This is a genomic window from Paraburkholderia sp. UCT70 (genome assembly GCF_050434085.1).
Classification (GTDB): domain Bacteria; phylum Pseudomonadota; class Gammaproteobacteria; order Burkholderiales; family Burkholderiaceae; genus Paraburkholderia; species Paraburkholderia tuberum.
This window is the reverse complement of sequence record NZ_JBNPVZ010000004.1, coordinates 1,056,952-1,083,544: the sequence shown is the minus strand read 5'-3', so window position 1 is coordinate 1,083,544 and position 26,593 is coordinate 1,056,952. Positions and strand designations below refer to the sequence as shown.

21 protein-coding genes are annotated in these 26,593 nt (G+C 59.9%); 9 read left to right on the top strand and 12 right to left on the bottom strand.

Annotation, left to right across the window (positions count from 1 at the left end):
* Positions 1–306 precede the first annotated feature (306 nt).
* From OKW41_RS30635 to OKW41_RS30600, 8 genes are all read left to right on the top strand, one after another.
* The gene (locus tag OKW41_RS30635) at positions 307–924 is read left to right on the top strand and encodes a hypothetical protein (protein WP_429574976.1); all 618 of its coding nucleotides are present in this window, start codon (positions 307–309) and stop codon (positions 922–924) included.
* Positions 925–1,071: 147 nt separating this feature from the next.
* On the top strand, positions 1,072–1,335 hold the full coding sequence (locus OKW41_RS30630; RefSeq protein WP_429574975.1) for a hypothetical protein: 264 nt from the start codon (positions 1,072–1,074) through the stop codon (positions 1,333–1,335).
* A 67-nt stretch (positions 1,336–1,402) separates the two neighbouring features.
* A complete protein-coding gene (locus OKW41_RS30625; RefSeq protein ID WP_429574974.1) occupies positions 1,403–1,879 on the top strand; it encodes a hypothetical protein in 477 nt (158 codons plus the stop codon).
* Positions 1,880–2,709: 830 nt separating this feature from the next.
* Positions 2,710–4,233: an IS21 family transposase gene (gene istA / locus OKW41_RS30620; RefSeq protein WP_429571429.1), complete on the top strand. Its 1,524-nt coding sequence runs from the start codon at positions 2,710–2,712 to the stop codon at positions 4,231–4,233.
* A gap of 5 nt (positions 4,234–4,238) precedes the next feature.
* Positions 4,239–5,027, top strand: coding sequence for an IS21-like element helper ATPase IstB (gene istB, locus OKW41_RS30615; RefSeq protein ID WP_429571136.1), 789 nt, complete (start codon positions 4,239–4,241; stop codon positions 5,025–5,027).
* Between the two features lie 250 nt (positions 5,028–5,277).
* Complete coding sequence (locus tag OKW41_RS30610; RefSeq protein WP_429574973.1) at positions 5,278–5,604, top strand: hypothetical protein; 327 nt, start codon at positions 5,278–5,280, stop codon at positions 5,602–5,604.
* Positions 5,605–5,748: 144 nt separating this feature from the next.
* Positions 5,749–6,198: a hypothetical protein gene (locus tag OKW41_RS30605; RefSeq protein ID WP_429574972.1), complete on the top strand. Its 450-nt coding sequence runs from the start codon at positions 5,749–5,751 to the stop codon at positions 6,196–6,198.
* Positions 6,199–6,261: 63 nt separating this feature from the next.
* Positions 6,262–6,450, top strand: coding sequence for a hypothetical protein (locus tag OKW41_RS30600; RefSeq protein ID WP_429574971.1), 189 nt, complete (start codon positions 6,262–6,264; stop codon positions 6,448–6,450).
* A gap of 577 nt (positions 6,451–7,027) precedes the next feature.
* On the opposite strand, the gene istB (OKW41_RS30595) is transcribed toward OKW41_RS30600, so the two are convergent.
* Positions 7,028–7,786 carry an IS21-like element helper ATPase IstB gene (gene istB / locus OKW41_RS30595; protein WP_429571338.1) on the bottom strand — a complete coding sequence of 253 codons (759 nt, stop codon included), beginning with the start codon at positions 7,784–7,786 and terminating at the stop codon, positions 7,028–7,030.
* Between the two features lie 14 nt (positions 7,787–7,800).
* Entirely contained in the window at positions 7,801–9,342 is a 1,542-nt protein-coding gene (gene istA, locus OKW41_RS30590) for an IS21 family transposase (protein ID WP_429571339.1), read from the bottom strand.
* Positions 9,343–9,564: 222 nt separating this feature from the next.
* Between istA (OKW41_RS30590) and OKW41_RS30585 the strand changes: the two genes are divergently transcribed.
* Positions 9,565–9,927 carry a hypothetical protein gene (locus OKW41_RS30585; protein ID WP_429574970.1) on the top strand — a complete coding sequence of 121 codons (363 nt, stop codon included), beginning with the start codon at positions 9,565–9,567 and terminating at the stop codon, positions 9,925–9,927.
* A 314-nt stretch (positions 9,928–10,241) separates the two neighbouring features.
* On the opposite strand, the gene OKW41_RS30580 is transcribed toward OKW41_RS30585, so the two are convergent.
* The 10 genes from OKW41_RS30580 to OKW41_RS30535 form a co-directional block, all read right to left on the bottom strand.
* Positions 10,242–10,778 carry an EcsC family protein gene (locus tag OKW41_RS30580; RefSeq protein WP_429574969.1) on the bottom strand — a complete coding sequence of 179 codons (537 nt, stop codon included), beginning with the start codon at positions 10,776–10,778 and terminating at the stop codon, positions 10,242–10,244.
* Between the two features lie 634 nt (positions 10,779–11,412).
* Complete coding sequence (locus OKW41_RS30575; protein ID WP_429574968.1) at positions 11,413–15,192, bottom strand: helicase-related protein; 3,780 nt, start codon at positions 15,190–15,192, stop codon at positions 11,413–11,415.
* 44 nt (positions 15,193–15,236) lie between these two features.
* On the bottom strand, positions 15,237–18,473 hold the full coding sequence (locus tag OKW41_RS30570) for a DUF1156 domain-containing protein (protein WP_429574967.1): 3,237 nt from the start codon (positions 18,471–18,473) through the stop codon (positions 15,237–15,239).
* A gap of 13 nt (positions 18,474–18,486) precedes the next feature.
* Entirely contained in the window at positions 18,487–19,068 is a 582-nt protein-coding gene (locus OKW41_RS30565) for a DUF7680 family protein (protein WP_429574966.1), read from the bottom strand.
* Positions 19,069–19,084: 16 nt separating this feature from the next.
* Positions 19,085–22,306 (bottom strand): ATP-binding protein, encoded by a 3,222-nt coding sequence (locus OKW41_RS30560; RefSeq protein WP_429574965.1) that lies wholly within the window; start codon positions 22,304–22,306, stop codon positions 19,085–19,087.
* Positions 22,307–22,409: 103 nt separating this feature from the next.
* Positions 22,410–23,210, bottom strand: coding sequence for a hypothetical protein (locus OKW41_RS30555; RefSeq protein WP_429574964.1), 801 nt, complete (start codon positions 23,208–23,210; stop codon positions 22,410–22,412).
* Positions 23,211–23,263: 53 nt separating this feature from the next.
* On the bottom strand, positions 23,264–23,935 hold the full coding sequence (locus OKW41_RS30550) for a hypothetical protein (protein WP_429574963.1): 672 nt from the start codon (positions 23,933–23,935) through the stop codon (positions 23,264–23,266).
* A 14-nt stretch (positions 23,936–23,949) separates the two neighbouring features.
* A complete protein-coding gene (locus tag OKW41_RS30545; protein WP_429574962.1) occupies positions 23,950–24,747 on the bottom strand; it encodes a TIGR04255 family protein in 798 nt (265 codons plus the stop codon).
* A gap of 494 nt (positions 24,748–25,241) precedes the next feature.
* Positions 25,242–25,514: a hypothetical protein gene (locus tag OKW41_RS30540; RefSeq protein ID WP_429574961.1), complete on the bottom strand. Its 273-nt coding sequence runs from the start codon at positions 25,512–25,514 to the stop codon at positions 25,242–25,244.
* 117 nt (positions 25,515–25,631) lie between these two features.
* Positions 25,632–26,582 (bottom strand): ADP-ribosylglycohydrolase family protein, encoded by a 951-nt coding sequence (locus OKW41_RS30535; protein WP_429574960.1) that lies wholly within the window; start codon positions 26,580–26,582, stop codon positions 25,632–25,634.
* Positions 26,583–26,593 lie beyond the last annotated feature (11 nt).

Here is a 26,593-nt window from a genome sequence, read left to right as displayed (position 1 = left end):
TGACTGTGACCAAGGAGGGAATCCAGCTGTTTTCCGAGTCGTTTTCCCGCAGCACCAGAATGTGGGGGGCGGCTGACGAAAAATTCGACCTTGTACGCACTGGCAGCCCAAAGCACCGCGCGGTGGTGAAAGCAATCGCTTCGCTCACAGACAGATTGGCCAGACAGGCCAAGCGTGCGGATGCATTGAACATGGCATCCGAAGTACACGCGTCTCTCAGTTGCTGCGAGCCTCGAACTCCTCGGGTGCGCCGCGAATTCAAATGACCAAGAAATAAAACGGACCCATTCCCACCTGAGTGCGATTATGAACACGCGCCAACTGATTATCGACCAATACGAATTGGGAGCGTTTTCCCCCGCTGAGCTGCGGGAAGCGCTCGAACTCGACATTGATTTCGTCTACGCGTTCGACCCAGAAAAGCTGCGAGAGGTTGGTTTCGAGCACTATGCTAAGGCCGAAACGCTCGCTGAGCCCACGTCCGAGCCGCTCTTTGTCGACAAGGCGCCGGACACTCCCCCGGCGCAGCCCGCCGCGCACTTCATCGCCTACCGCGCAATAGGTTTGTCCGCAGACGCTCCGCTCATCGCGGTGTACTCAGCCGAGCACTTCCAGTCGCTTCTTGCCGACAGCGAAGCCCCAGCCGCTGCTGCGACTAGCAGCTACCGCGGCGAGCAGCTCTTTGTCGCCAGCCTCCTGTCAGCAGAGCGCGTCGCTGCCTACAGGGACCTTGAGGTCAGGGAAGGCGCCGCCGTCATGGCGCAGTTGTTGGCACTGAGCGCGCCTTCCAGTCACGGGTTCCTGACGCCCGTGCACGGCTTCGGTAGCAGCGTTCCTGCTGCCATTGACCACCTGAAAGCACGCGCCGTGTATGTCGTCCAGGCGACCGGCGTCTTCGTGACCTGCTCGCAGCCGACACTTTAGAGGAAGTCCTCTAAATATTTTGCCAGCGGCCCCCCTGCCTTGCGCCCAATCAGGCGCATTAAGCGGGGGCTGCTTTTATGGGCTGCCTATACAACGTATACAGCCCTCAGGGAGCTGTCCTTAAAACCACTCTCACGGATTACCCAAATGAACGCACCCTTTCTCATCTCCCAAACCGCCGAGCAATCTGGCTACGGTTCTGACTATTACAAGGTCGTCCGTGGCCTTACCGAGGCGGAAATCGAAGCCGCTCGTGCAGGTACGCCGGTCTACTTCCGCGCTGACCGCTCAAGCAGGGGAGCCCTTGATACGAACTGGCGCACCGTACGCGTGCACGGCAAGCAGACCTTCCCTCGCGTGCCTAAGGCAGACGCGGTGACGATGCTGCGCAAGCAGACCGGCCTTCTGTAAATCGCAATGGCGCGGCAGGCGCTGCCGGCCCCTGATTCCAAAACAAACACTCTCAACGGTCGACCAAATGAACACCAACGAAACCTACGCCGGCGCCGACATCCTCGCGATTGTGCGCGCTCACTTTGCCGTCAGCGGCGCTGCCGCGGCCGGGCTGACGCCGGAGCAGGCGGTCGCCAGCGGCCGCAGCTACAACGACACCGCAATGGACCTGCTGCTTCACATGCTGTCGGTCCAAGTGCCTGACACGGAAAACGGCACGCTCGAAGAATGCTGCGAGGAGCTGTCCCGCTGTGCGCTTAACACGCAGACGGACCTGGGCCTGGGCGTTCGCGTTCGCGAATACGAGTCCGGCGCGCGGGAAGTCAGCTGGGGCTTTGGCGACGACTACGGGACCACCGTCCTTCGCGACCTTCTCCAGCACGCCCAGCTCCCTGCGGACACGGTGCCGGCGTGGTTTGACGGCGAATGGGTTGAAGTTTTCGAATATGGCACGAACGGCGGCCGGTGGGTCACGAAAGCAAGCCTCGAGGCGCTCGACTGACCCGCACTGACACCCAGGCCGGCAGCGCCGGCCCCTTGATACCAAAACACACACTGACCGCATGGAGGTGCTGCTTCAGGGTCAACCGGGGCAACGCCATGGCTTCGGGCACTTCGACCCTGTGTCCGTAGAACTGGTTTTCTGACTCAAGCGTCGCAATGCATCTTCTCACGCGGCGCATTGATATCGAGGGCCGAACTTGTACTAGGTAACTCCGGCTCGACCACGGCTTCCGAAAAGGATTACGCATAAATTAGGTCTACTATATGTAGTATCAACCTGGTATTATGCGCACATGCTCCAGACTATCATCGACAATAGCGACTTGCTGTTGACGCTCGGCTTCTTCGCTGCGCTTTTCGGCTTCGCTTTTCCAAATACTCTCGGTAACGGAAACGCGGAGTTCTATGCGCGGCTCGAGCAGCAACGCAAATAGCACGTAACGCGTCTCAAAAGAGCCTCGCCAACCTCGGCGGGACTTTCGCTCGTTTGGCAGACAGGAAGTCTCAATAGCAGGTCAATCCGGTCGTGAAAATTTTCATGACCGGACTTGCCATTAAAGCATTGTCACGGATCGGCGTAATGAGGCCATTTCGGGATCGGCGTAATCGAGCCACCAGATGATCGCCGTAATCGAGCCAGTGCAGGATCGGCGTATTGGAGCCACTCGATGATCGGCGTATAGGAGCCACCTCAGGATCGGCGTAATCGGGCCACTTGACCGGCTCGTTGTTATGTCGGGCTGCAGCCCGAAACGCATTTCGAATTTCCGTAACCCGGTACCTTCGGATTCTTTGCCCGGAGGGCCGATGAGTAACAGGAGGTTCGAAGTGTTTGAGTATCGACAGGTTCTGGCGCGTATGCGTCAGGGCGATTCCGACCGCGACATTGCCGGCGCGCGCCTGATGGGGCGCAGCAAGCTGAAGACCGTACGGCAGGTCGCGCTCACCCACGGCTGGCTCGACCCGGGCAGGCCCTTGCCAGACGATGCCGAGCTCGCGGGCATCTTCGGCCGTGACCCGAAGGTGCCGCGTAGCCGCATCTCCACACTCGAGCCGTTTCGCGATCTGTTGCGCGGCTGGTTCGACGCCGACGTACAAGGCACTACGATCTTCAGTGCGCTGCAACGCAACCACGGTTACACCGGCAGCTATTCGGCAGTGCGCCGCTTCCTGCTGCACTTGAAGGCCGAGCGCGGCGTCACCGCAACGACGATTCTTGAGTGGGCGCCAGCTGACGCCGTGCAGGTGGACTTCGGCTCGGGGCCAGCGCTCACGCACGAGTCCGGCATCCCGCTCAAGACGTGGTTCTTCGTCATGACCCTGTGCTGGTCGCGGCATCAGTACGCCGAGATCGTACTGGACCAGACGGTCGAGACATGGCTGGCCTGCCACCGGCGTGCGTTCGAATGGTTCGGTGGTTGTCCAGGCCGCGTCATCATCGACAACGCGAAGTGCGCGATCATCAAGGCCTGCACGTACGATCCCGAGGTGCAGCGCTCGTATGCTTCGGCTGCCGAAGCATACGGTTTCCGGATCGACGCATGTCCGCCACGTGACCCGCAAAAAAAGGGAATCGTTGAATCGGGCGTCAAATACGTCAAACGATCCTTCGTGCCGCTGCGCGAGTTCCGCGATCTCGCCGATGCCAACCGGCAGTTGCGCGACTGGGTGATGCAGCAGGCCGGTGTGCGCGATCACGGCACGACACGTGAACAGCCATTGACGCGATTTACGATCGAGCGCCCGCTGCTCACGCCGCTGCCCGATGTGCCGCCGGTGCTCGCCGTGTGGAGCGAGGTCAAGGTGCATACGGATGGACACGTCGTCTACAGGAAGGTGTTGTATTCCGTGCCGTTCACGCTGGTGGGCAAGCAATTGTGGCTGAAGGCGACCGACACAGTGGTGCAGGTGTTCCACCGGCATGAACTCGTCGCAACACACGTGCGCAAGCGCAAGCCCGGCGATCGCTCGACGGTACGGGACCACCAGCCACCTGAAGCACAGGCCTGGCTTGAGCACAACCCGCAGTGGTGTCTGGCCCGGGCAAAGGAGATCGGGCCAGCCTGCCACGCGGTGATTCTCGCGCTGTTCAACGATACGGTGCTCGTGAACCTGCGCGGCGCGCAGGGCATCGTGCGTATGCGCGAGAAGTACGGCGATGCACGACTGAATGCCGCCTGCGAACGCGCGCTCACGTTCGCCAGCCCGAAGTACCGCACCATCAAGACCATTCTCGACAAGGGGCTGGACAGCCAGCCTGCGGCGGCCCCGGCGCAAACGCCGGCACCCGCCGACACCTATCTGAACGGCGGCCGCTTCGGCCGCGACCTCCAATCTATCCTGCTGCATTGAACATCATGAATCCGAGTCCAGAACTGAATTCCATCCTCAAGCAACTGCGCCTCTCGGGCATCCTCGACTCGCTCGAACAGCGCAACCGGCAGGCCATCGACGGGCAGCTTGCCTACACCGAATTCCTCGCCATGCTGTTGCACGACGAGGTTGCGCGGCGCGACCAGAAGAAACTCGGCGCGCGGCTCGCCCGCGCCGGCTTCGCGCTGGGCAAGACGCTCGAGAGCTTCAACTTTGACCTGCTGCCCAAGCTCAATCGGGCGCACATTCACGATCTGGCCACGGGCCGCTACATCGACGAGAAGGTCTGCATTCTGATGGTCGGCCAAACGGGCGTCGGCAAGTCGCATCTGGCTCAGGCCCTGGGCCACTGCGCGGCCCGCCAGGGGCGCGACGTGCTGTTCATCACGCAGACTGACCTGCTCAAGAAGTTGCACGCCGCGCGCGCTACCGGCCTGTACGAACGCAAGTTCCAGCAGTTCGTGCGCGTGCCGCTGCTGATCGTCGATGACTTCGCGCTCAAACCCCTGCATCCGCCCCACGACGAAGACTTCCACGATCTGATTGCCGCCAGGTACGAGCGCGCGGCGTCAGTCTTGACTTCAAATCTCGACTTCAGCGAATGGGGCGACGCGTTCCCCGACAACCGTATCCTCGGCGCCGCCACGCTTGACCGGCTACGCCACGGCGCCTATCGCGTGGTGATCGAAGGCGACAGCTTCCGCAAGCCCAAACCAATGCCTGAAAACAGCGAAAACGCCGTTGCAAAATCTGGCAAAAAACCGCATTCTTGAGTCCCTTCGAAATCGCGTTTCGGGGCCACTTCTGGTGGCCTCATTATGCCGATCATCACCGGCTCGATTACGCCGATCCGTGACAAGCATCTCACAACTCTCCCAATGCCTGAAACGACGTTTTCGGGGTTCCTACAGGTTGTATGCAGCAAACACTGCATCGGTGCGACGGCATCGTTAACTAACGCCCTTCGGATACCTCGCCGAAGGGCGAGCGGAACTAAGGGGCACAAACCTCGAGGTAATTCACATGGCAATTTCTCTGGCATTGCTCCCGCTGTTGGTGCAGTTCGCAATCCTGGCCGCAGTTGGCTGCGCGTCGAGCGAGATTACTCGGCGCACGTTGGTGCTGCATCGTCAGGGCTTCTTCAAAATGATTCCCAACTTAGCAATCGTAGCTGCATCGGCATTCGTCGCTTTTGCACTCGCCGGCCCGGTCCTCGCAGCGGTAGCCGCCATTTGCTCACTTAACGTACTCATGATGGTCGCCGGTGTCCGCCGACACGTCGTTTGGCAACGTCGGTCCCTGGCAAGTTCGGACGCTCGATACAAGGCTCTTTTTGCACGAAAGAACTGATTCCTGATTCCAAAGCCCTGGCTAACCCCGGGGCTTTTTCTCGGGCTCCCGACCTAAAGAAAATGGCTCATGTGCCGATAACCAAATACGAATGATGCCCTCGACGAAGAGGGTCCCCTTCCATTTCGATTTGAAGAGCCGTTGATGTCAGTCCTTGAATTCAAGCGTAAAGCCGTACCCTTGCACAGCAAGGTTGACGCATTGGCCCGCGAAGAGTCCTCTATCGATTTCGTGCCCGACGAGTGGGAAGTCGACGAACACGGCTTCTACGCAGCTTCAGACTCCGACTGGCTGAGCACGGAGGCTCACTTTGCCCGATACGGGTATCGAATCTGCCGGCACGGGCCGCTCGATAGCTATAAGGCCGGAATGCGCTACTTAGGCGGATTCCTGTCAAAGATTGGTTACCTTCGCGAGCACCCTTGGCACTATCAGCTTTTTACGAAAGACTGGACCGAGGACGAGCATGCATACCTGCGAGCAGTGTCCGATGCGGACATCGAGCGCGTCTTCGAGTTAGTGCCAAAAACTCGTTTTCTTGGCGAGATTGGCAGGAAAATGCGCATGCCCGAAGGATGCGCGCTGATAAGCTGAGTTAATTGCTGACCAGACACGGGTGCCCTTTGAGGTTGTTTATATGGCGTCGCTAGACGTCATATGAAAATCTCTGACCTCATTTCTCGACTCGAACGCATCCTTGACGAGTATGGCGACCTTCCGTCATACATCCCCGATGACTATTTCCACAAACTCGACCCAATACAGCCCGAGGTCGAGCTCGTGCGCGGCAAGCTGGTCCTTTTGCTCGCATCCGTCAAAGCGACCAACGCCCCTGATTATCACTGACGCATCCCCCCTAGAACTTTCGGCATTGACGCGCACGAAGAGAGCCCGCAAAGCAGGCTCCCAAAAATCACGCTTAGCTACGCTGTCATCTTTTACTTGCATCCGTGAACGCAAGCAACCTCAAATGTCGAACAATCGTCCGATAGCTTCCCCGTCCGAGTTCCAGCCGCACGTTTGTCGGCCCTAGTTTTCGCCGCTGCCGTTGTAATGCTACGCAAGCGCAGACGACATCTGCTGCGGACACCCCTTTCCTTCCTCTCATTGATGACCTCAATCACGAAGCGCCGAGTCCCATGACCGGGCACATCTCGTGTAGTCACCAACGAAATTTGGTAATCGAAACCGAGTGCGAAGCAATTGGAATTCATCCATCCTGGCTGCCAATACATCACGATGGAGTTTATCGAAATGGAAGCAACTCGCCTTGATACCCAGTCTCCCGGAGTTCCCACCTGCATATTCCACGCAAATCGAGCGGCCATTCTGCGGCAAAGCGAGCAAGCATTCCACGCGAAACCGAGCAGGCATTCCACAACAAAGCGAGCGCTGCGGACATGGCGACGCGGGGTGAGTTTTTTTACTCCTTCCCGCCTTCGGCGGTCAAACTATTTCGGCGCTTGCGCATCGATTCGCCTGAGAGCGTGAAGCGATGCGCGTTGTGAACCAGCCGGTCGAGAATTGCATCAGCGAGCGTCGGATCTCCGATGGCAGCATGCCAGCTGTCGACTGGAATCTGGCTGGTGACGATCACCGAGCGCCGGCCGTGCCGGTCGTCGAGCACCTCCAGCAGATCGCGCCGCGCCGCATCTGACAGCGGTGCCATGGCCAGGTCATCCATGACGAGGATGTCGGTCTTGGCCAACTGTGCCAGCAGCTTTGCGTAGCCCCCACTGCCGTGCGCGATGGCCATCTCCTCGTTGAACTTCGGCATGCGCAGATAGCAGGCCGAGAAGCCCTGGCGACACGCCTGGTTGACCAGCGCGCATGCAAGCCAGCTTTTACCGAGCCCGGTTGGTGCGACCAGAATGATGTTCTGGTGCGCCCGTACCCATTCGCCAGTGAGCACCCGGGCGAGCAGCGCACGATCCAGTCCACGGGGCTCGCGGTAGTTGATGTCTTCGGGCACCGCGTCCGGGAAACGCAGCTTCGCGCGGCGTAGCCGCGCCGTGAGCAGGCGCGACTGACGTTCGCTTGCTTCCCGTTCGACGAGCAGCCCCAGGCGCTCCTCGAAGCCGAGCTGGTCGATGCTGCTCTGGGATTGCTGGTCGGCCAGCGCGGCGGCCATGCCGAACAGGCGCAACTCGTGCAGCCGCTCGACAGTTGGATGATGCAGCATGTCATGATCTCCTTTCAGTGGTAGTAAGACGGTCCACGCACGTTGGCATGCGCGAGCGGCAATTCGGTCTGGGCGGCGGCCGTGTCGGCCCTGTTCTCCAGACCGTTCTTCAGCGTCGAGGCGATGAACCGATAGCTCGGCGCTTTAAGATCAATGGCACGCTGGCAGGCGGCTTCCAGTCGCGCATGGCCATAGTCCTTGCCCATGCGCAGCACGCCCAGACAGGCGCGGTAAGCCTGCTGTGGATGCTGGCGACCGCCAAGCAGGTGTTCGATGACTGCGGCGGTGTGCGGGCCGATCTCCATGGCCCAGTTGATCAGCCGCTGCGGATTCCACTCGGTGGTCGCTGCCCGATGATTCGCCGGCATGTGGGCGGCGATCGTGGTGTGATGGCCGCGGCGCTCGCTCTTCGCGTGCGCGGCAATGCGCTGACCGCGCAGGAAGATCTCGACGGTCGTCTTCGTGTGGCGCACCTCCACCTGCTCGCGGGCGTGGCTGTATGAGACGGAGTAAAAGTGTTCGTCGAGCTCGACATGGTAATCAATGCCGACGCGAGCAACCTTCCACTGCGCATACTGGTAGGGTCTGTCTGGCAGCGGACGAAGTGCCGGACGATCAAGTTCCTCGAAGGCGCTGCGGCGGCAACCGGGCAGTTTCTTGAACGGCCTGTTGTTCAGTTCAACGAGGAGTGCCGCGATCGCGCGGTTGGCTTCGTCGAGGCTGAACAGCCGCTGGTTGCGCAGCCGTGCCAGAATCCAGCGCTGCGCCAGGAGCACCGACTGCTCGACCTTCGCTTTATCACGGGGCCGACGTTTGCGGGCTGGGATGATCGCCACGGAATAATGCGCGGCCATCTCTCCATAGGTCCGGTTCAGAACCGGATCGTAGAAGTCGGCTTTGTGCACGCCGGACCTCAGGTTGTCGGGGACCAGGATCTCGGGACAACCGCCAATGAAGTTCAAGGCGCGCACATGCGAGCCAATCCAGTCCTCAAGCTGCTGGGTCCAGGTGACTTCGGCGTAGGTGTAGTTTGATGCGCCGAGCGTCGCGACGAATACCTCTGCTTCACGGATCTCGCCGGTGTGCGGATCGACGATGCCCAACCTGTTACCCGAATAGTCGATGAACAGCTTCTCCCCGGGCGTGTGCGTCTGGCGAAGCGTGACCGGCAACGCTGCCGCCCATCGCTCGTAATACTTGCAGAACCAGCTGTAGCCGTAGCCTTCGGGCTCCTGCGCTTTGTACTCGTTCCATAGCAGGTCAAGCGTCACGCCTTTCCTGCCGAGCTCACGATGTACCATCGGCCAATTGGGCATCGGCCGTGTCCGGCTTGACGACGGCGGCGGCGGGAATAGCAGCGCATCCAACGCTGTCTCCTCCATCGTCATCGCCTTCTCGAAGTCCAGTTGTGCGCGCCGTACGCGATCCAGATAGTCCCAGACCGTCGCGCTCGATGCGCCTATCGTCGTCGCGATCTCACGCTGGCTACGCTGGCACACAAAGCGCAGGCGTAGCACTTCCTTGATTTGACGCATGGATAACCTTTTATTCGACATTCGCTCGCTCGACAAAATCGTCAAGCGTGCCATGGTTATCCCGCGTTGCCGTCCCTCCAGCTTACCGCTCGGTTACGCGTGGAAATCGCGCTCGGGCAGTCGCGGAATCCCTGCTCGATTTGCCGTGGAATCGACGCTCGGCTTGCTGTGGAATCCGTGCTCGGTTCGCCGTGGAATTGGTGTTCGGTTTGGCGTGGAATACGCATTCCCACCGTACTGCACATGTCACCAGCCGTGATGGTCGCGGCACTTATGTCGGCGCAAAAGAACGGTCTGAACCTGCGCGAGTGGCTCGACCGCGCTGTCGCGAGTCTCATCGCGGACGACCATCCCGAAGGCGCAGCACCGTGGTCCGTGCAGGCGGCGGATTTGTTTGCACAGGTGGCCAACTGTTCGCCCGAACTATTGCATGGAAGGTGGGCGGCGCTGCTCGAGCTCGTGCGACTGGACCGCTCGCTGTGGCACGAGCCGACGCAGACCGTCGGCGAAATCGAGGACGGAGAACCGTTGAGTGAGCCGTACCTGTCGCCGGCTCGGCTGCGAAAAGCATGGCCAAGACTGGTCGGGCAGGTGTTTTGCCTGTGACGGGTCGGCGGGAAAATGGTGAGCCAAGCCCCGAAGAAGCTTCGATAAATCTATGGGTTGGGGTATGGCGGCGTCGGGTGTAACAACATGTGGTCGGCTTGGAGCCGAAGTTCCATGCCTGAACCTGCTAGAAATGCATTCCGACAGCTACCTCTCCCGCTCTCGCCCCTCGCGAATCCGCTCAAACAATAAGGCGCAAGACGGCAAACCACTAGCCCAGCTTTTCACGCTGCTTCGTCTCAGCAGGTACACAATAGCGCTAGACGTCAAATGTCGTCGCCGGGCGCCACGACGAACGCTACAGCACACCGGAATCAACCCATTGCGCTAACTGTATTGGCCGACTCGATAAATGTGTCGCGTGCAACGTTGCCGACAGTGTTCGTGGTTACTGAGTCAAACGTGGCACCCACCACGCCTCCAAGAAAGGGGACCGCCTTTCCAAGGTTAACGACGCCTGTATTGCCAAACTTTGTCAACAAGCGGAAACTGACGGCCTGGTTAATCTTGGTTATCGTTGCCCCGCTGATGCTTTTAATGGAGTTGATAGCCACTTTTTGAGCGACGGCGATTCCCGCATCTTTCAAAATATCCTTTGCCGCACTTCCAGCGAGACACGTATATGCCAAGGCTTTGACGCGGTCATCGCGCGGGTCATGTCCCCCGATGTAGGCAATAGCGGTAATCATCCGCAACTGAACATAGAGGACGCTTGCCACGTTAGCGGGAATTGTTACGGGCAAGGTGATTAAGCCACCGAGACCGGTCAGGAAGCCCGAGGTCGTCGCTTTAGTGTTTTGCCAGCGAATTAGCGAGTTCGCTGCGTCAACCGACGAACCATTGTTCTTCATATATTGCTCGGCCAGTTCTTCAGCGGTAGCAGGGGTGTTTTGTCTCTGATGGCGCCTGGCACGCACAGCACGCTTACATACTGCGAGTTCGGACGCCCTGTAAGGCGTATCGGCGACGGCGACCGCCTCAGATGGATGGACAAGACGGACGCAAAATGCGGCTGTACTACAGTCGTCCGCCGACTTCATTCACTTGACATCGTCAGCCGAACGTGCATCTGGATGCACGGTTTTTCCGGACGTGCGGATTCCCACTAGCGGTGCCTGCTTCTTGCCGCCGTTGCCAGTTTGAGCAGCATGCCGAAAATCGTGTGACCAGACAGATTGTGCGTGAGTGTTGATGACAAAGTCGCTTCTTGACTGGCAGGCTGTCCTGTCCACCGTCGACAAACGCCTCAATATTATGTCGGCGTCAACCAGCCCGTGGAAAATCAGGGGCGCTCGGTACGGCCCGCTTCCTCAATGTCAAAAGCCCTTTCTAGTCGGCCGTTGGATGCCGGATGCCTGCCCTTACGAAGACTCGCGCGGCAACCTACTGGCAGCCGCTCGCCAGTTACACCCACTTTCTCATCGAGCGGCTCCATCACATTCGCTGATTGCGACGCCAGGTACTGGACCTGTCGCCATACCGGCGTCAATACGGGCGAAGCTGCCCCGACGCCCGCATAAGCCGCTGCGCCAGCTCCCGCAGCTCAATCTCATCCTCTGCCGCCCCCTTTCTGGCCTTCTTGAGCGCCAACCGCTCCTTTTTGAGCGTGTTGGCGATAAAAGGCTGATAGAACGGCGGCACGCACAAGGCCGCACCACTCGCCTCCAGCAGGCCCAATGTCATTTCCGCGTTGACAAGTGCCGCTTCGAGCTTCGATGTTCGAAGCACCCTCGAACCGTCGGGCAGGTAGTGTGCCAGTTCCGCCAGCCTCGCCCCGCTTGGCGCGCCACCAATCAGACTTGCCGCAGCGGCCAGATGAGCCTTCTCGTGCACGGCCCCGGCGCGCGCGGAGACGGCTTCTACGCGCCCCCACCGTTGAAGCCGAGCACCCACCTCCGCCGCGCGGGACGCCGCCGGCGAGATGCCACTGCCGGCTTCGGCAAGCCTGCCCTCATCGACTTCGACAGGCAGTTGTTCAAAGCGGTCAACCTGCACGAGACCGCCGTTAGTCCCAATAGACCAGGCGACCGACGTCGCATGCGAGCCGGGCACAGGAACTTCCGTTCGCACCAGCGCACCGGGCGCCTCGGCGAGCCCCACCATGAAGCTAAGTAGAACTTCGAATTTCGGGTCACCCCAAGTCGCAAAGTGCAGCGCTTCCGTTCTGTCGGGCACCCCACGCTCGTACAACGGCCGCGATATGGTAAGGAAGAATGGCTCCTCACCCGGAATGCCTCGCACAAGCAGCGCTTCCCCATGGTCCGCCCGCACGACCTCCGAGCCGAGCGCCTTCAGCGTCATGGAACCGGTCAGGACGGCGAAAATCTGCTCGAGGGTGACGGGCAGGGGTTCCGTCGCCAGTTCCTCATCGAGCATCGCGTAGAGCGAGTACAGTTCATCCGGCGTCAGCTCCATCGCTTGTGTCCGCTCCCTCGCGAGCTGCAGCCGCTGCCGGACCCTCGCCTCGAGCTGCTCGCGCGTCAGCTCCCCCGCCGCCAGCTGGCGCAAGTCCGCTGGCTGCACGGGCAGAAGGATGACCTGTTGTGCACCGACCATCCCCGCCGCGCCACCGATGCGCTGCTGCAGGCGCACGTAGAGCTCTTCCTCCGCCGTTCCCGGGTACGCGAGGTTCGCCACATGGATGACATTGTGTTTCTGGCCAATCCGGTCAATCCGGCCAATACGCTGTTCGACCTTCATCGGGTTCCACGGAAGGTCGAAATTCACCAGCAGGTCCGCGCTCTGCAGGTTCAGACCTTCTGCGGCCGCATCGGTACACAGCAGCACGTCGATGTCACCCGACATGAACCGGCGCTTGACGTCCTCCCGGGTGGCGCCTGTCCATGACAGCGTGACCGGGTCCATGTAGGCGCATCTCGGTCCAGAAAAGATGCCAACCCGCACGGCAGGCGCACTTCGCTCAATCCAGGACTGGATGTCTTGCAGGGTGTCGAGGAAGCGCGTGAACAGGACAAGCTGGCGTACGCGCCGGTCCGGCAGGACCCGGGCCTGCAGTATCTGCAACAACGCCCGCACCTTGGGCGAGGGCTTCAACGCCAGTGGCTCGAGGTGGCCGATGAGTTCCTCCAGACGGTCGCGCTCCCATTGCAGGTCGGTTTTGCTGCGCGTGTGAAGGCCAGCGAAGGTCACGTCGTCTTCAGCGGTGTCTTCCTCGTCATCAACAGCCTCTTCCCACTCCTCCTCGCCCCATGCCTGCTCAGGCAACCGCCCCTCGATGGCTTGCGACACCTTTTCCTTGCGGCGCAGCAGCGTATCGAGAATGGCCTTGTAGCTCGACGCGAACCGCAGGTTGAAGAAACTCAGCATGAACCCCATGGCGGTCCGCTGCTGACTGTGCGTCTTGACCTGCTCCGCCAGCTCCTGACAATAGGGCTCGAAGCGCTCATACACGGCCCGGTCCTCAGGTGTCAGCTCAACCGGCGGAAGATGGACGCGCCGCTCTGCCAGATTCCCGGACAACTTGCCGTTTTCGCGGTATTTTTGAAGCAGACCACGATTGTGGCGCATCATCACGCGCGAGAGCGGCGCTACGGCGAACAGCAGCCGGGTGACCGCGCGGAGCGCCGGTGCTGCCGGAGCACCGGGTGCAGATTCGATGGTGCCAAGCCAGTGTTCCAGGTCACGCCGGTCACGGCCGCGCAGCAGCGTGCGTTTCACGAACCCTGCCACGGCCTCGTCATAGGTCATCACATGCCGGACGACCCTGGCTAGGAATGCCCATTCCAGGTCCTGCAGGGTTACGCCACGGCGCAGCTTACCCAGCAACTCGTAGTAGGCCAGCGCGACCTGCGGCTCCATGCCGAACGGCCCCAGCCGCCGGGTCAGTGTCGCCAGGTCAATCGCCTCGATGGGTTCTATCTGCACCGGCGTGGCCGTCGCGAGCCACAGGCTGCGCGCCTTGCCTCGCAGAACGTTCTGTGTCGCCCTGTACAGCCGGTTCCATTCGGGCAGCCGGTCCGCCCAGCTGGTGGGGTTAGAGCGGCGGGCGTAGTGCGCCTCATCCAGCAGAACCACGTCCCAGTCTGGCGCGGAAGTCAGGTCTGCCTGGCGTTGTTCGCGTACGATGAGACCCGTCGACACGATGTTGAGGTCGGCCGCAAACAGGGATGTCGCCGGCCGTTCCTCCTCGACGGGAAAGAGCACCTTTTGGCGAATCCGCCCACCGGCCAACGCTCGTGCGAACGGCAGGAAAAACTTGTCAGCGAGCTCACGCTGCCACTGGGGCGCCACGCTCGCCGGGGCCGCTATCAGCACGCGCCGCACATACCCAGACAGGTGCAGCGCGCGCAGCGCCAGCCCGGTTTCGATGGTCTTGCCCAAGCCGACTTCGTCGCAGAGCATCCAGGACAGTGGCCATGCGTCCACGAGCCGGCGGGCGACGATACGCTGGTGCGGCCAGGCCTCGATGGGCGCGGTCTCAATGCCCAGATACTGGCCATTGCGCATGCGAGGCGCGTCCTTGATGAAGGCGAATGACAGCCACTCTGCCGCGCTTGGCTTCAGGTTCACGGGTGCCGCGCTGCTGCTGTCGAGTTCCAACGGGCGTTTGTCATCCGGATTCAACGCGGCAAACGAAATCAGTCGTTGCCTGACAGCGTCCGGCAACGTGACAACCCGGAACGCCGGGTGTTCGTTATTCCACAGTCCGGCGAACTCCAGTTCCGCCTCGTCAGCACGCTCTCGCGCTTCGTCGCTGCGCCAGGCGCAGTGCACGTCGATGTTCTCGGCGTTCAACAGGAGCGCCGTCTTCGACTCGTTCAGCGACCCAGACACGTACATCCGGTCGCCCGCCGCATCCTCTAGCACCGCCCACTTCTCGTGGACGTAGCCATCGACCTGGGACTCCAGCGGCAGAGCCTGCCCGGTCTGCGCATGCACACGCAGCGCGACGCGCACCTCCAGCAGGCCGGCCTTGACCATCCACGCGAGCAGCTCGACACCTCGCGCCTCAGCCTCACTCCAGTTGGCCTGCTCCCCGAGCCCGGCACTCAGGCCGGCCACCAGGCGGTCCTGTTCACCTTTCAGGATGGCTTCGACATCCTTTGGCTCAAGGTCGGCGCCGACAATCAGGCGCATCTGCCCCGCCCTTCCGACAAAGGAGGAGAAGCCCTGAGACGCAGCCGCGAGTGAAGTCGAGCGGAAGTACCCTGCAACCCGGTCGTAGCGCACCGCGCGCTGCAGTACCGGGATATAGAAGTCATGCAGGATACTGACTGCCTTCAGCCCGGAAGTCTTGTACGACAACCGCCAGTTCCAGTCACGAAACCCGCTGCCAGGCGCTGCCGTCATCACGCCACCGCTGCGGACCGCGTGCGCAGGCCGAACAACAAGCTGTCAGCGGCCTTCTTGAGGTCGCGGTCACCGCACTCCAGTGCCCACACTTCCAATAGGTCAATCACGCGCTCGATGTGGTCCTTGGCGTGGGTCTCAACGTAGGCACGGGCCACGGGGATATCGCCCTGCGCATACTTGACCAGCGCCCCCTGCATCACGTCCCACAGGCTCTGAGGGCGCTCCAGGCGCTTCGCTGAGCGTTCATGCGGCTGCGCGACGCGCAGCTTCGAGCCCTTGCGTACCACTGGAGCGTGGTAGCCCACGTCGTCAGCCGCCTGGCCCTGTCCGCGCCGGCCCGTGGCCTCCTGGTTATAGCCCAGCAGGCGGTCGCCGGCTTCCAGCCGGTAGCCTGCCGATTTGGCCTCCATACGCACGTTGAGCGACTTGGCCACGTTGTTGGCCTCGTCAAAGGCCATCGCGCCGAGCCCGAAAATGCCGAACAACGTTAGCGCCATGGAGGTCTCGGGGTCGAGGTCATCCACCGCGAGCCGGCCATGGGTGATGCGGTTGATTTCCTGCGCGGCAACCACGCGTGCCGCTTCGTTCATCGCACGGATTGGGCCGACGGGTTCGTTGCCGTCGACTACCGGCCACGCTTCGGAAAGCACCTGCAAGGCGCGGCCATATGAGGCGACCATGCGGTCCACAGGGTTGAGATGCAACGGCTCAAAATCCTTGAGCGCGCGTTTCACCGCTTCGCGAACCTTGTTCGCGACGCCCGTGCCGCCCAGTCCGGTCCAGGTGGAAGGCACGCGGTCCTCGATGGAGCGCTTGCGGCAGGTTATGAAGATAGAACTCGCAGCAGCAGCGAGGTCTTTCTGGTGCAGTGAGTTCTCCCCCTCTGACTCCACAGGGAAGCTGGCCGTAATCTCCCAGCCGGAGTCGATGAGCGACCGCGTCAAGGTTTCCCACGCATCCTGTTCCTTGTGGGTGAACATAAGGGTCATAACCCCACCGTCCTTCAGCACGCGGCGACAATCTAGAAAGATGGCCGCCATCATTCTTTCGTACGTCTCCTTCGCAGCCTGTTTCCCACCATCTCTCGCTGGATTCGCTACAGCCTCGTCACTCTTGTTTGTCATTCGACGAGCAAAGAGAGCCGGATAGAGCCCCTTGAGGGTCCGCTTCTGCCAGACGTAGAAGAAGTCCGACAGCTCCGCATACTGAACATTGTTGTAATACGGGGGGTCGGCGACGATAAGGTCGACGCTTCCAGACTCAACCACCGACATAGATGCCGCAGCCCCATTGACGATGCGAAGGGGCGGCGCACCGGAAGTAGCCCGATACGCAGGCTCGGCGAGCTCCGCTATTCCCTTGAACGCATCCAGCACCTGTGACAAGCCCCAGGCGGCCCCTGAATTCGGCCCGGAAAAAATCATTTCGCCAAAGGTCCACTTCAAGGAAAAGTCGTGGCGCCCAAACGTCCCCTTGATGACGCCGCGCGTGAACTCCCAACGGGTGTGCTTGCTGTTGTAGTCAAGTCCCTTGTCGATTGCGAACTGCAGGTACGTTACTACCGCCCGCCCCCTTTCGACTCCGAGTTCGGAGAGGATTTGGGACTGCAACTTGTTCAGCTCATCTATCAACGTGACGTGGCCGAGAGTCTGGCGGGGCGTAAACATGTCGAGCCAGTGCGTAATGCCAAACTTGACGATGCCATCCCGTTGGTCACGACGATGACCATATGGAATATCTTCCGTAGGAATTAACCCTGCTTCGTCCCATTGAGACCAGTTCTCCTTGAGTTTCGCTTCCGCAAGTCGCAGCCCCTCGAAATCGCGCTCATTGGGAGCTCGAAAGTAGCGGACCTTTTCAGTCTTAAGTTCGCCAGCACGGGTACCGCTCGCAAAGCTTTGGGGATGACCGTTCCGGTCGAGCTTGGGCTGCAGACGAATTGCCACGGTGCAATAGAGCCGGTCGGTCCACTTTCCAAGTGGGGACTCCCCCCGTGCCTGAGCCTTGATTTCCTCCCCGTCGATGGCCTGTTTGCAGTGCAAGCACTGCCCTACACCGTCGCTGACCGTATAGGCGTCCAAATTCTCACCACGCGGCCCCCGCCCGTTCTCCACCCGGTAGGTCTCAAACCGGACTTTGCCATTGCGGACAGCGCCATCAGTCACCACGCGGACGCCCCACGGGTCGCCCGCCTCCTTCGAAAGCCAATGGGTGTTCAACAACGGTGCTTCGCCACCGCAGTGGGGGCAGGTCACCTGACGGGTATAAAGATAGGAGGTAACTTGTTCCTTGTTGAATGTGTCGAACAAATCGCTATTGCGCCCCAAGGCTGAGCGAAGCAGCGGTACCTCGTGCTCAGGCAAATCACCTTCCGCCAAGAAAACCTCTGGCAAATCATTGTCGAGTCTCCTGAGCAAAGCCCTTCCGAATCGCTCAATATCTTCCTTCAATCCCGCACCAAAGCGTGCCGGATAGTCCAGCGTCGCATGGAGAATGGTTGTCGCCACCGGGTTCAGCTCGTTCGCCACGACGGTGTGACCAAGACGCAGAGCTTCGAAAGGAATTGAGCCCCCGCCTGAGGTCGGGTCGAGCACGACCTTCCCAGACGGTCGATACGGCACTTCGGTGCTATAGGCTCGGTCATACCCATATAGATTGGGCACACGAACACCGTGCTCCTTGCCAATCACCATTAGCGCCTTGAACCACGCTGGGTCGCCGACGCCTCTCTCAACTAGCAAATATTCCAGCGATTCAGCCATTGCGACGGGAATGGCCTTCGACTGTTCAACCCACTTCCGAATAACGGGGTTGTACGCGAGCGCGGGGTCCCTGTCGCAAAGCTCCTGAATGATTCGGTTGTTTTCGTCCCTCTGCTCCTGCTCTGCTGCCAGGGCTCGCAAGACTGGCGGACACACGGGCAACACCTCCTTGCCCTCCCTTCGCTCAACACGCGCCAGAAGAGCGCTGTTCAACGTCCATCGAGCACTACCTAGGATGGCCTGTCGCGTTTCGATGCCCAGTTGACGGATGAAAGTATCTGGGTCAGTCGTCGCCGGGTCCAACGACGCCACAATCGCCGCCCGCGAAGGGGTTAACGGGCGGCGAGCCCACCACACGTGCAGGAAATAGAGCGGCGGCAAAGCCGAACTCGCTCCGCGCTCACGTTGGGTTTCAGCGCCGACCTGGTGGCATGGGAAGCCTGCTTCAATCAGACGAACGTCTTGGGTCATCAGTGTTCTTCAGTTATTTGGTTCGTAGAGCGTCGAGCATGCGCGCCACTCCGGGGTCGTTGGGCTGCCCGCCAAGGAGCAGGCGCAGTCCCGAGATGGCCCAACGATTTGCGTCGGGACCGAAGTCAGTGATACGAGACAGCCAGTAAAGCGCTTCCTCTCGAGAGAACGCCAGCACCCGGCGGGCAATCAGTTCAACGCGCTCAGTATCAGCCAAACGCTCTTGAAGCCTAAAAATCAGCGCCAGCTTAGCACCGGCCTCCTCGTCAAGCGGCAAGGTCACCCTCTGCCTGAGTCCTTCCTGCGTCAGGAAGCGGTCGACTTGCGTCGGCACCCCCGCCGCATCCACCACTGAAGCACAGGTCTTCCTCAGTAAGGGCAGCAAGCGGCGCAACGTTTCTCCCTTCACGAAACCACGCTCCACTAAGCTTTCACCACGACTCGCGGCCACATCATCGCGGCTGACTCGCTCCTTCACCACCAACACCGGCGGGGGCTGGTCTTTCCATTCAGTGATGCGCAGGACGAATGGTGCGCCTTTCACCAGACCCTTTAGCTGGCGGTCATAGTGTTCTTGCAGTGGCAATTTAGCCATGTTGTGTGTGACCCACTCAGGCGCCCTTCAGCTTGTTGACAAGCGCGCAGTCCTTCGCGGGCTCCTTGATTTCGAGTTCGGCACCCGTGGCAGGTCCCACCACAGCAGCGGACATCAGCACCTCGAAAAACTCCTGAAGGAGTTTCATGTCGTCGGAGTTAGCGTTGGTCAGTTGGACGCGCAGAGCTCCGCCGCCCGGCAGCAAAAGGTCATAGACGTCCAAATAATCCACCGTCGACTTGCCGCCGTCGGCCAAGTATATGCTGCCGAGCCGCTTGAGCAGGGGCAAGAGCTTTGCCCTGGATTGCTCGGCTTCGACCCGGAAGCTGCTGTTCACAGAACCCGTCAACCAACCACGTTCCGCCGCCTGGGCTCGGGTGATAATGCTGTGCTCGGGCTTCACCGATTCCAGCAGTGTGTTGCCACCGGTCTTGAGTTCGGGTTTAGTGGCCTGCTCTGGCTCGCCCACGAAGTAGGCAATAGCCTCTTCATTGGCGAGAGAATTCAGCGCGTCAAGCACCAGATTTTGAGGCACGTTGCCATGCTGGGTCGAAATGACGGTCAACACGTCAGTCACCTTGGCCGCCCCTTGGTGAAGAACAGCGTCACGCGCCCAGTCCTTAACCTTTGCGGGACTGACGCTACCGGCCATCCAGTCGCGTTTTTTCGCCCCCGACTCTGTCACGATGCCCCAGCCCGCCTCTTCGAGGTTGACATCCATCGGGACGCCGCCCTGTTCGCGCGCGAAAAACTTGTCAGGACGGTCGTTGTTGTCCAGCAACCGGTACACGCACCAGTACCCCTGCACGGCGCCCTGACGCAAGATACGGTCAAGCAATTCGGGGCGTTCGAGCACCGGCCAGGTTCTGCGCTGGCTGAAGTTGCTGCGCACTGTCTGAATCTGCACGGCATCGACCGCGTCAAAGAAGAGCTTGTTGAGCTGCAACAGCTTTTCCTGGGTCAACGCATCGTCTTGAGTGATGAGCTCACCGTCGTTCTTCAGCACCTCACGCACCTTGGCGATGAGGGCAACGCCGGATTCACCACTCGAAGTACGCACCTCTTTGCGAGCGAGGCTGCCTGATGCGGACGGATACCAGAGCGTGTCGTACAGACGGACTGTTTCGGTTTCGAGAGCCTTCTCGCGCTCGGCTCGTTGGGCGCGAAAGTTCTCTGCGTCCAAGTGCTTATCCGAAAGGCCGTACGCCCCGGGTTGGTCGGCCAACCTCTTCATCGCGATGACCTGCTTCGCGATACCCAAAAGTTTCTCGTAGCCTTGGGCAATGCGCTGCGTCTTGTCTTCATTCCAAGGGCCGTCTTGCGCCGCCTTGCAGGTTTGTGGCAGCAACAGCATAAGCAGGTTCTGATTGCGCCGGGGTCCTGTAGAGGCCTCGATAATCATTTTCTCGGCGTCGATAGTCGAAGTGCCCAATGCAATCACAGCCAGCTGAGGCTGACCAAACTTGTCCTCGACATGTCCAGGCTCGAATACGTCGTGGACGATTCGGAACAGACCCGACCCGTCTTTGATGGCGCTACGGACAATAGTCGCGACATACTCCTGCGCATGCGAATCATTGATACCGTTACGGATGCTGCCCAATGCACGGTTGACCGACGGGTCCAAGCTGGCATAGTAACGACCGTCTCGCTCGCGTAGGTAGAAGGCTTCGTCTTTGAGAGCATTCAGCGCCATCTCGACCTGTGGTCCGGACATGTCGGGCATTACGCAGGATAGCTGTGCGTCCTGTTCGGTGATGCCAAATACGTTGGAGGCGAGCCCCTCGGAGCGGCCGGCGAGGCTGTGAAGGAAAGCCGCGCGCCAGACCACGACATGCATCGGTACGCCGGCCGGATGTGGATTAGCGCGGTCACACAGTTCAGCACGGCTGAATCCCGACTGCATTTCGGCAGAACCGGGGCCGCCCACGTCGGTATTTACGACGACCTGAAGCTCGCCCGAGCCGGTACGGCCTAACAGTTCATTGAGGATGCGCTCATCCTTCAGGTCGATGTCACCCGTTTGCACCAAGGCGAGTGGTCGCTTCTTTTCCCAAAGGTTACGGATGACGAGCGACAGCATCCGCAGGACGCCGCGCGTGCCCTGGAAGTTCTCTACCGACGCGAGTTTCTGGTTGAGAAACTCGATAAAGGTCGGATGGAACGGATAGTAAGCCTGGACCCGCTCAATGTAATCGCCCCCTTGCGCGTACGCTGGCAGATAGCTCGAGGACGCCTTATACGCATGGGCATACAGCTGGGCAACTTCAGCAGCAAGCGCCCGGTCGATATTAGTGAAAAGGCGACGGGCAAGCAGCCTGGAGAGTTCTGAGGCTGCCACGGGAACGACCGTGGTAGCTGCTCGCGCAACCACGCTGTTAGTGCCCTCAGCGGCCTTCTCGGCTAGAGCTACTGCCTCGGCCTCCGAGACCTCTTTACCGACTACTTTGCTCACGACCTCTTTCAAAGTCTTGGCTTGACGCGAGAAGGCATCGCTCGCTCCCGATAGCGTGATGACCACTGAAAGCCCCGGGTTGGTCTGCGCATAGTTCAGCAACGTCATCAGAAACGCCTGAAGCTGCTCAGCGCCATTTGCGCGCGCGGCCTCAAGTCGGGTCGCATACTGGGCCATTTCATCCAGCATAACGAGCACCTTTCTGCCCGCGAAAACGGCCTTCATAAACTCCCGGCCGGGGGACGAGAAGCTCGAGACGTCGTCGTTCAGGGCTTTGTAGAGCGTCTCGCCCCCGACCTGAAACGCAATCTCGCCCCAGAGGGTATATGGTTGAACCCGGGCTCCTTTGACGGCCTGAACGGGCAATTCGTCACCCACGACGCCCACCACGGCGACCTCACCTTCCGACGGCAGGTGCTTCGCGTCAAGCAGCGCGTCCGTGACTCCCGCAAGGGATTTGCCGCGCTTGGCGATGTGTGTCAGTCCAATTAGCGTGTGGGTCTTGCCTCCGCCAAAGCCCGTCTCCAGACGATGTACTGCTGGCGCAGTCAGGTCGCCGGAGAGCCTCCGAAAGACATCGCCCAGTACCTGCCGCATCCCGTTGGTTGGATAGGTAGCCTCGGTGAAAAAAGTCTTGGCGTCGGTATAGACGGCACTCGCCGCTGCTGCCCCGCCAGCATAATGTTCAAAGACCGCCGAGAGGCTGGCTGTGAAGATTTCCGGATTAAAACTGCCTGTGATGAGGTCGTCGCGGGGCTGACAGGCTTGGTATATGTTTGTCATCGGCGTTTCTTAGTGTCAGTGGTCTCAGCGGAGAGGTTCAGGGTAGACTGCTTCCGACGATTCTCCGGAAATGGTCGAGTATCGTTCTTCGGTGACAGTCAGGTCATGGCTGTTCCAGCAAGGGCTGTTGCGGCACGTCTTCCAGGCTCATATAGTCGAGCCGCCATTGCTTTAGCAAGCGACTTTGCTCGATAGTCATCACGCTGTCGGACACCGGTACGCACGACAACAACCGGATATTCGTCCAGGCGCCGCCTCGAAAACATGCGTGCTCAAAGGCATTCTCAATTTCATCGGCTGCCTTCTGCGTTGCCTCGTACGCGAGTTCTTCGTCCTGTGAGCTGTAATACAGAAGTGAGATGCGCAACTGATATATGTCATTCGGACCATCGCGCCGTATTTCCGCTCCATCATCAACGTCGAACAACACTGCCAACACATGCTCACTTGGCTCGTCGAGGGCCTTTGCAATTTTTTTGTCGAGCCTACCGGGCTTTTCCTTCAAGCGTCGCTCGAACTCATCGGCAAACGCAGACCGACGGTACCGCGACGCCAGCCACTTTTGCAGTGTCACTAGCGCGTCGGGCGCCAAGCGCCAGTTGACGCGTGGTGTGCTCGAAAGTACTTGTTCCTTGGGCAACGACATTTTGTCCGTGGCCACAAGTTCGACCGCTACCAGACCCGCCTCAGTCTGCACGCACACATGCAGACGCCTAGCAGTTTTGGCGTGAGAGTCCGCACCAAGTGCGGCAATTCGCCGACCGACGATGACTTCGACGCATGGTTCGCGGTCACTGCTGTTGGCAATGTCGCAGTCGTGAGACACCACAATGACCACTGTGTCGTCCGGGTGCTCCGCGTGCACGAGGCCGAAATCCGATGCTGTCTGGTGCTCGAGCACCAAGCCTTGCCTCCACGGAGTTTCACGACTTTGTGTATCCGACATTGTGCCTCGCGTCAAGCGTCGTCCTCAAGGCTTGGGGAGCCATAGTCGTCCACGTACACAGGTGCCCGCTTGCGGCCGCGAAATTGCTTTGACAGGTGCGCTCGCTGGGCGTCCTCGCGCTCGAGAGTTTTCAGAAGGGCCTTCGCAACGTCAACTGCATCGCCGCCATTTAGCACGGCATCGAGCACCGTGCCGCCTCCCGTAACCTTGCGGCGCAGCGTCTGTGCACCCACCGACACACCCGCATCAGAAAAAACATCTGCGGCACGGGCCAGCATCGCTAGTCGCTCCATTGCTTCGGCGCTAGGTTGAGCTCCGTCCTGCCAAGCGTACACAGCCTGGCGAGACACCCCGAACAGATTGGCCAACTCAAGCACAGGTGGCTTCAACACCTCGCGAATGCGTGCAAGGTCCTCCGCTGGTGTGCGAAGCAAGTCGACTGGGGCACACGTCTGCTGCCTGGTTGCAGCCTCGGAATTCTCGTATTGAATGCCCCAGTTTGACGTCGCGCTACGCTGCTCCAAAAAATGCGGCGTTAGAAGTCCCATCGTGCCAACAACATAGTAGGCATGAGATAGGGACGGCAGCGCTCCAATTTCGAGCGCATCCTCACCGAAGTCCGAGTTCGAACCCGTCAGCGGCCGGAATACAGGCGTACGTGGCATACCGGTTACGGCATACATGCTTGCCTCCTCAATTATTGCCACGCCTTCAAGGCGTAGTCGGTGACAGTGGCTTCGAATGCCATACGAATTCTGGAATGAAGCGTATTCAAACGCTTTCGCAACTCGGTCAGGCTAAAGGGCTCGCGCCCATCGCGCGATGCGTCCGTGTCTATGATGGCATGGACACCATTCACCTGTTGAAAGCGCGGCGGCACCTGCAACCCCTGCGGCTGCAAATCAAACGGGAAGCCAAGCGGACCATTACGGATGATGGTTCTGGACAATAAATTGGCGTCCGGCATTGGAATGTGCGTCTCAGACAGAGACAGACCGATGGGGACGTCCTCCGGCAATCGACCCATCAGGCCAACGACACCTGGGGCAAGATACTTCGCTAATTCAGCTTCCCCACCCTTAGGTACGACTGCATCTAGATAGCGAATTCCAACGCGCTCCGAATAAGCGAGCGAAAGGCACGAGTGCACAATCTCCAAACCAGTGAAAAACTGCTCGGAAAAAGTCTGAAAAGTATCGTACTCGGTTGTCTGGAACGAAAGTGAATTCTGCTCGAGAATGAAACCCCGAGTCCCATCCATGCTCAAAAATGCGTGCCGCAGCGTCGCCGTCGGTATAGGGCGCGGCGCTCCTGGGTCACCATCAACAGGCGTCAAGTTGATGACGAGGGTATTGGAAGGCCGATGGTCAGGAAATCCGGCCCTGCGCATGCTTTCCTGGATATCCGGCACGAATCGTTCAAGCTGCAGAATGGGGTTATGGCGCACTTGGGCAATGGTGAAGTACACCGGTGCATGCTTCATCTTGGTGCCCATGAAACCTCTCGCTTGACAGTGGACTTGACACTTTACACTATACTTGACACCGGCGCCTCTGGGCAAATTCCTTCTGCGCGCCAGGAATGATGCGGCAAGAGGTCACTGGCATCGCTCAACATATAAAAGAAACCGGCCTGGCGACGGGTTCAGTGCGCCATGCGCATCTAAGCGCCAGCGACCCTACAATCCGACAGGAAACAGGGGTAACACGGCAACGGAAACAAACTGGAAGCCCCGCGCTATTGAAGCGCCCGCGGGGCGGGCACCCAAAAAAGCGGCGAGCCCGTTTCGGGAACTCGCCGCTTGACCATGCTTCGCAGCGTGACTATCGATGCGTGCCTCGGTCGAGCGGAGCCAATAGGTCTCAAAATGTCGAACAATCTTCCGTTAGCGTCCACCAGGAGCAAAAACCTGCAAAATATTGTTTTTACGCACTTTCCCGCTCCATAGCCGGCGGCTGAGCTGGCTATGGAGCACGCGTTTGCGCAATCTCACTCACGAGGCTTCGTCAGCTCCGGAAAGGCCTTCAGCGCATCGAGTATTCGTTCTGCCACCTGGTTCCGAATAAAGCGAGACTCCTGAACTTCGTCGCCTGCGTGAAGCGAGAGAAAGGCCCATACAAAGTCAGCGGCATCAAAGGCAATGGCATATGTTCCATCGGACCCCCCGTGCTCGCCATCCCCTGTTTCAAGCTCGCGACGCAGCCGTTGAGCAGCGAAGCCATGCCGTGCAATTTTTTCTAATAGGTAAACCGGGGCTGTCATAAATTCTCCTTGAAAGATGCCCGTATGCCTGAGTCGTTTGGAGTTCCTGGGTGACATTGCGGTTCGCTGCGCACCCATCACGTGCTTTACTTCTTGTAGGCGTTGGCGGGCTTCGCCTCACTGAAATCCTTGCACGAAAGACGACTCACGGAGGAGTCTCTCCACAATGACCTTCCCCTTAAGAGCCTCCCGCCACCGCGTCGGGATTCCAGCATATTCGTACACGAGACCGGCCAGTCCGCCCGCGATGCAAGCAGTCGTGTCCGTATCATTGCCCAGCATGACCGCGCGACGCACGCATGACTCGTAGTCAGTCGTTGTCAGCAGGCATTCAATCGAAGACCACAGGCTATCCACAACATAGCCCGAGCCACGCGGTGGTTCCGCACGAGCGCTCAAGACTAACTTCGCTTCCCGCTCGTTCTCGGTGCCTGCAAATCGCCGACGGAGCTCGCTCTCAGCGAGACCTACCGCCTCGTTTGCTGCCAACCCATTGAGAATCCCGGCGGCCGACAGGGCGTACAGCGCACAGCACAGTTGCGAGCGGACATGTCCATGAGTCACGACGCCTTGCCGCATGGCTAAGTCGATGACGTCATCTGTTGATTGTGCGGCGAACACGACCGGCAGGCAACGCATCAGCGCACCATTCCCGTTGTCCCGCTCTCCGTTCGGACCGGCCTGGCTTGCTTCGACGCCCCTTTGCAACGCGCCGAGAGCTCGTCGCGTCTGGATGCCAACGTCGAAAACGTTGGTGTCAGGGGTCATGTGCCCAGTCTCGTACCATTGCACCAACTGGCGACCAAAGTCATCAAGGTCGAGCGAGGCATCCCGGCTGAGACTGGCAAGCAGGCAGAGCGCCTGCGCCCCGTCGTCACTCCATGTCCCTATAGGGACACCGGCGTGCGCACGACGAAACCCTCTCGGTGGTGTCATCTCGATTTCATGCAACGGCGGAATTTCGGTCGCGTCATGAAACTCGTACGGTACGCCGAGCGCGTCGCCAACCAGCAAGCCGTACAGACCGCCGCGAATACGTTCCCGGTGCTCCAGATTTCGATTCGTCATGTTGCTCCCCC

Excerpts from the sequence above, each read along its gene's own strand:
- OKW41_RS30570 (WP_429574967.1), bottom strand. The coding sequence starts at position 18,473 with ATGACCCAAGACGTTCGTCTGATTGAAGCAGGCTTCCCATGCCACCAG.
- OKW41_RS30565 (WP_429574966.1), bottom strand. The coding sequence starts at position 19,068 with ATGGCTAAATTGCCACTGCAAGAACACTATGACCGCCAGCTAAAGGGT.
- OKW41_RS30625 (WP_429574974.1), top strand. The coding sequence starts at position 1,403 with ATGAACACCAACGAAACCTACGCCGGCGCCGACATCCTCGCGATTGTG.
- OKW41_RS30580 (WP_429574969.1), bottom strand. The coding sequence starts at position 10,778 with ATGAAGAACAATGGTTCGTCGGTTGACGCAGCGAACTCGCTAATTCGC.
- OKW41_RS30605 (WP_429574972.1), top strand. The coding sequence starts at position 5,749 with ATGTCAGTCCTTGAATTCAAGCGTAAAGCCGTACCCTTGCACAGCAAG.
- OKW41_RS30550 (WP_429574963.1), bottom strand. The coding sequence starts at position 23,935 with ATGTATGCCGTAACCGGTATGCCACGTACGCCTGTATTCCGGCCGCTG.
- OKW41_RS30610 (WP_429574973.1), top strand. The coding sequence starts at position 5,278 with ATGGCAATTTCTCTGGCATTGCTCCCGCTGTTGGTGCAGTTCGCAATC.
- OKW41_RS30540 (WP_429574961.1), bottom strand. The coding sequence starts at position 25,514 with ATGACAGCCCCGGTTTACCTATTAGAAAAAATTGCACGGCATGGCTTC.
- OKW41_RS30545 (WP_429574962.1), bottom strand. The coding sequence starts at position 24,747 with ATGGGCACCAAGATGAAGCATGCACCGGTGTACTTCACCATTGCCCAA.
- OKW41_RS30635 (WP_429574976.1), top strand. The coding sequence starts at position 307 with ATGAACACGCGCCAACTGATTATCGACCAATACGAATTGGGAGCGTTT.
- istA (WP_429571339.1), bottom strand. The coding sequence starts at position 9,342 with ATGTCGAATAAAAGGTTATCCATGCGTCAAATCAAGGAAGTGCTACGC.
- istB (WP_429571136.1), top strand. The coding sequence starts at position 4,239 with ATGAATCCGAGTCCAGAACTGAATTCCATCCTCAAGCAACTGCGCCTC.
- OKW41_RS30560 (WP_429574965.1), bottom strand. The coding sequence starts at position 22,306 with ATGACAAACATATACCAAGCCTGTCAGCCCCGCGACGACCTCATCACA.
- OKW41_RS30600 (WP_429574971.1), top strand. The coding sequence starts at position 6,262 with ATGAAAATCTCTGACCTCATTTCTCGACTCGAACGCATCCTTGACGAG.
- istB (WP_429571338.1), bottom strand. The coding sequence starts at position 7,786 with ATGCTGCATCATCCAACTGTCGAGCGGCTGCACGAGTTGCGCCTGTTC.
- OKW41_RS30535 (WP_429574960.1), bottom strand. The coding sequence starts at position 26,582 with ATGACGAATCGAAATCTGGAGCACCGGGAACGTATTCGCGGCGGTCTG.
- OKW41_RS30630 (WP_429574975.1), top strand. The coding sequence starts at position 1,072 with ATGAACGCACCCTTTCTCATCTCCCAAACCGCCGAGCAATCTGGCTAC.
- OKW41_RS30585 (WP_429574970.1), top strand. The coding sequence starts at position 9,565 with ATGTCACCAGCCGTGATGGTCGCGGCACTTATGTCGGCGCAAAAGAAC.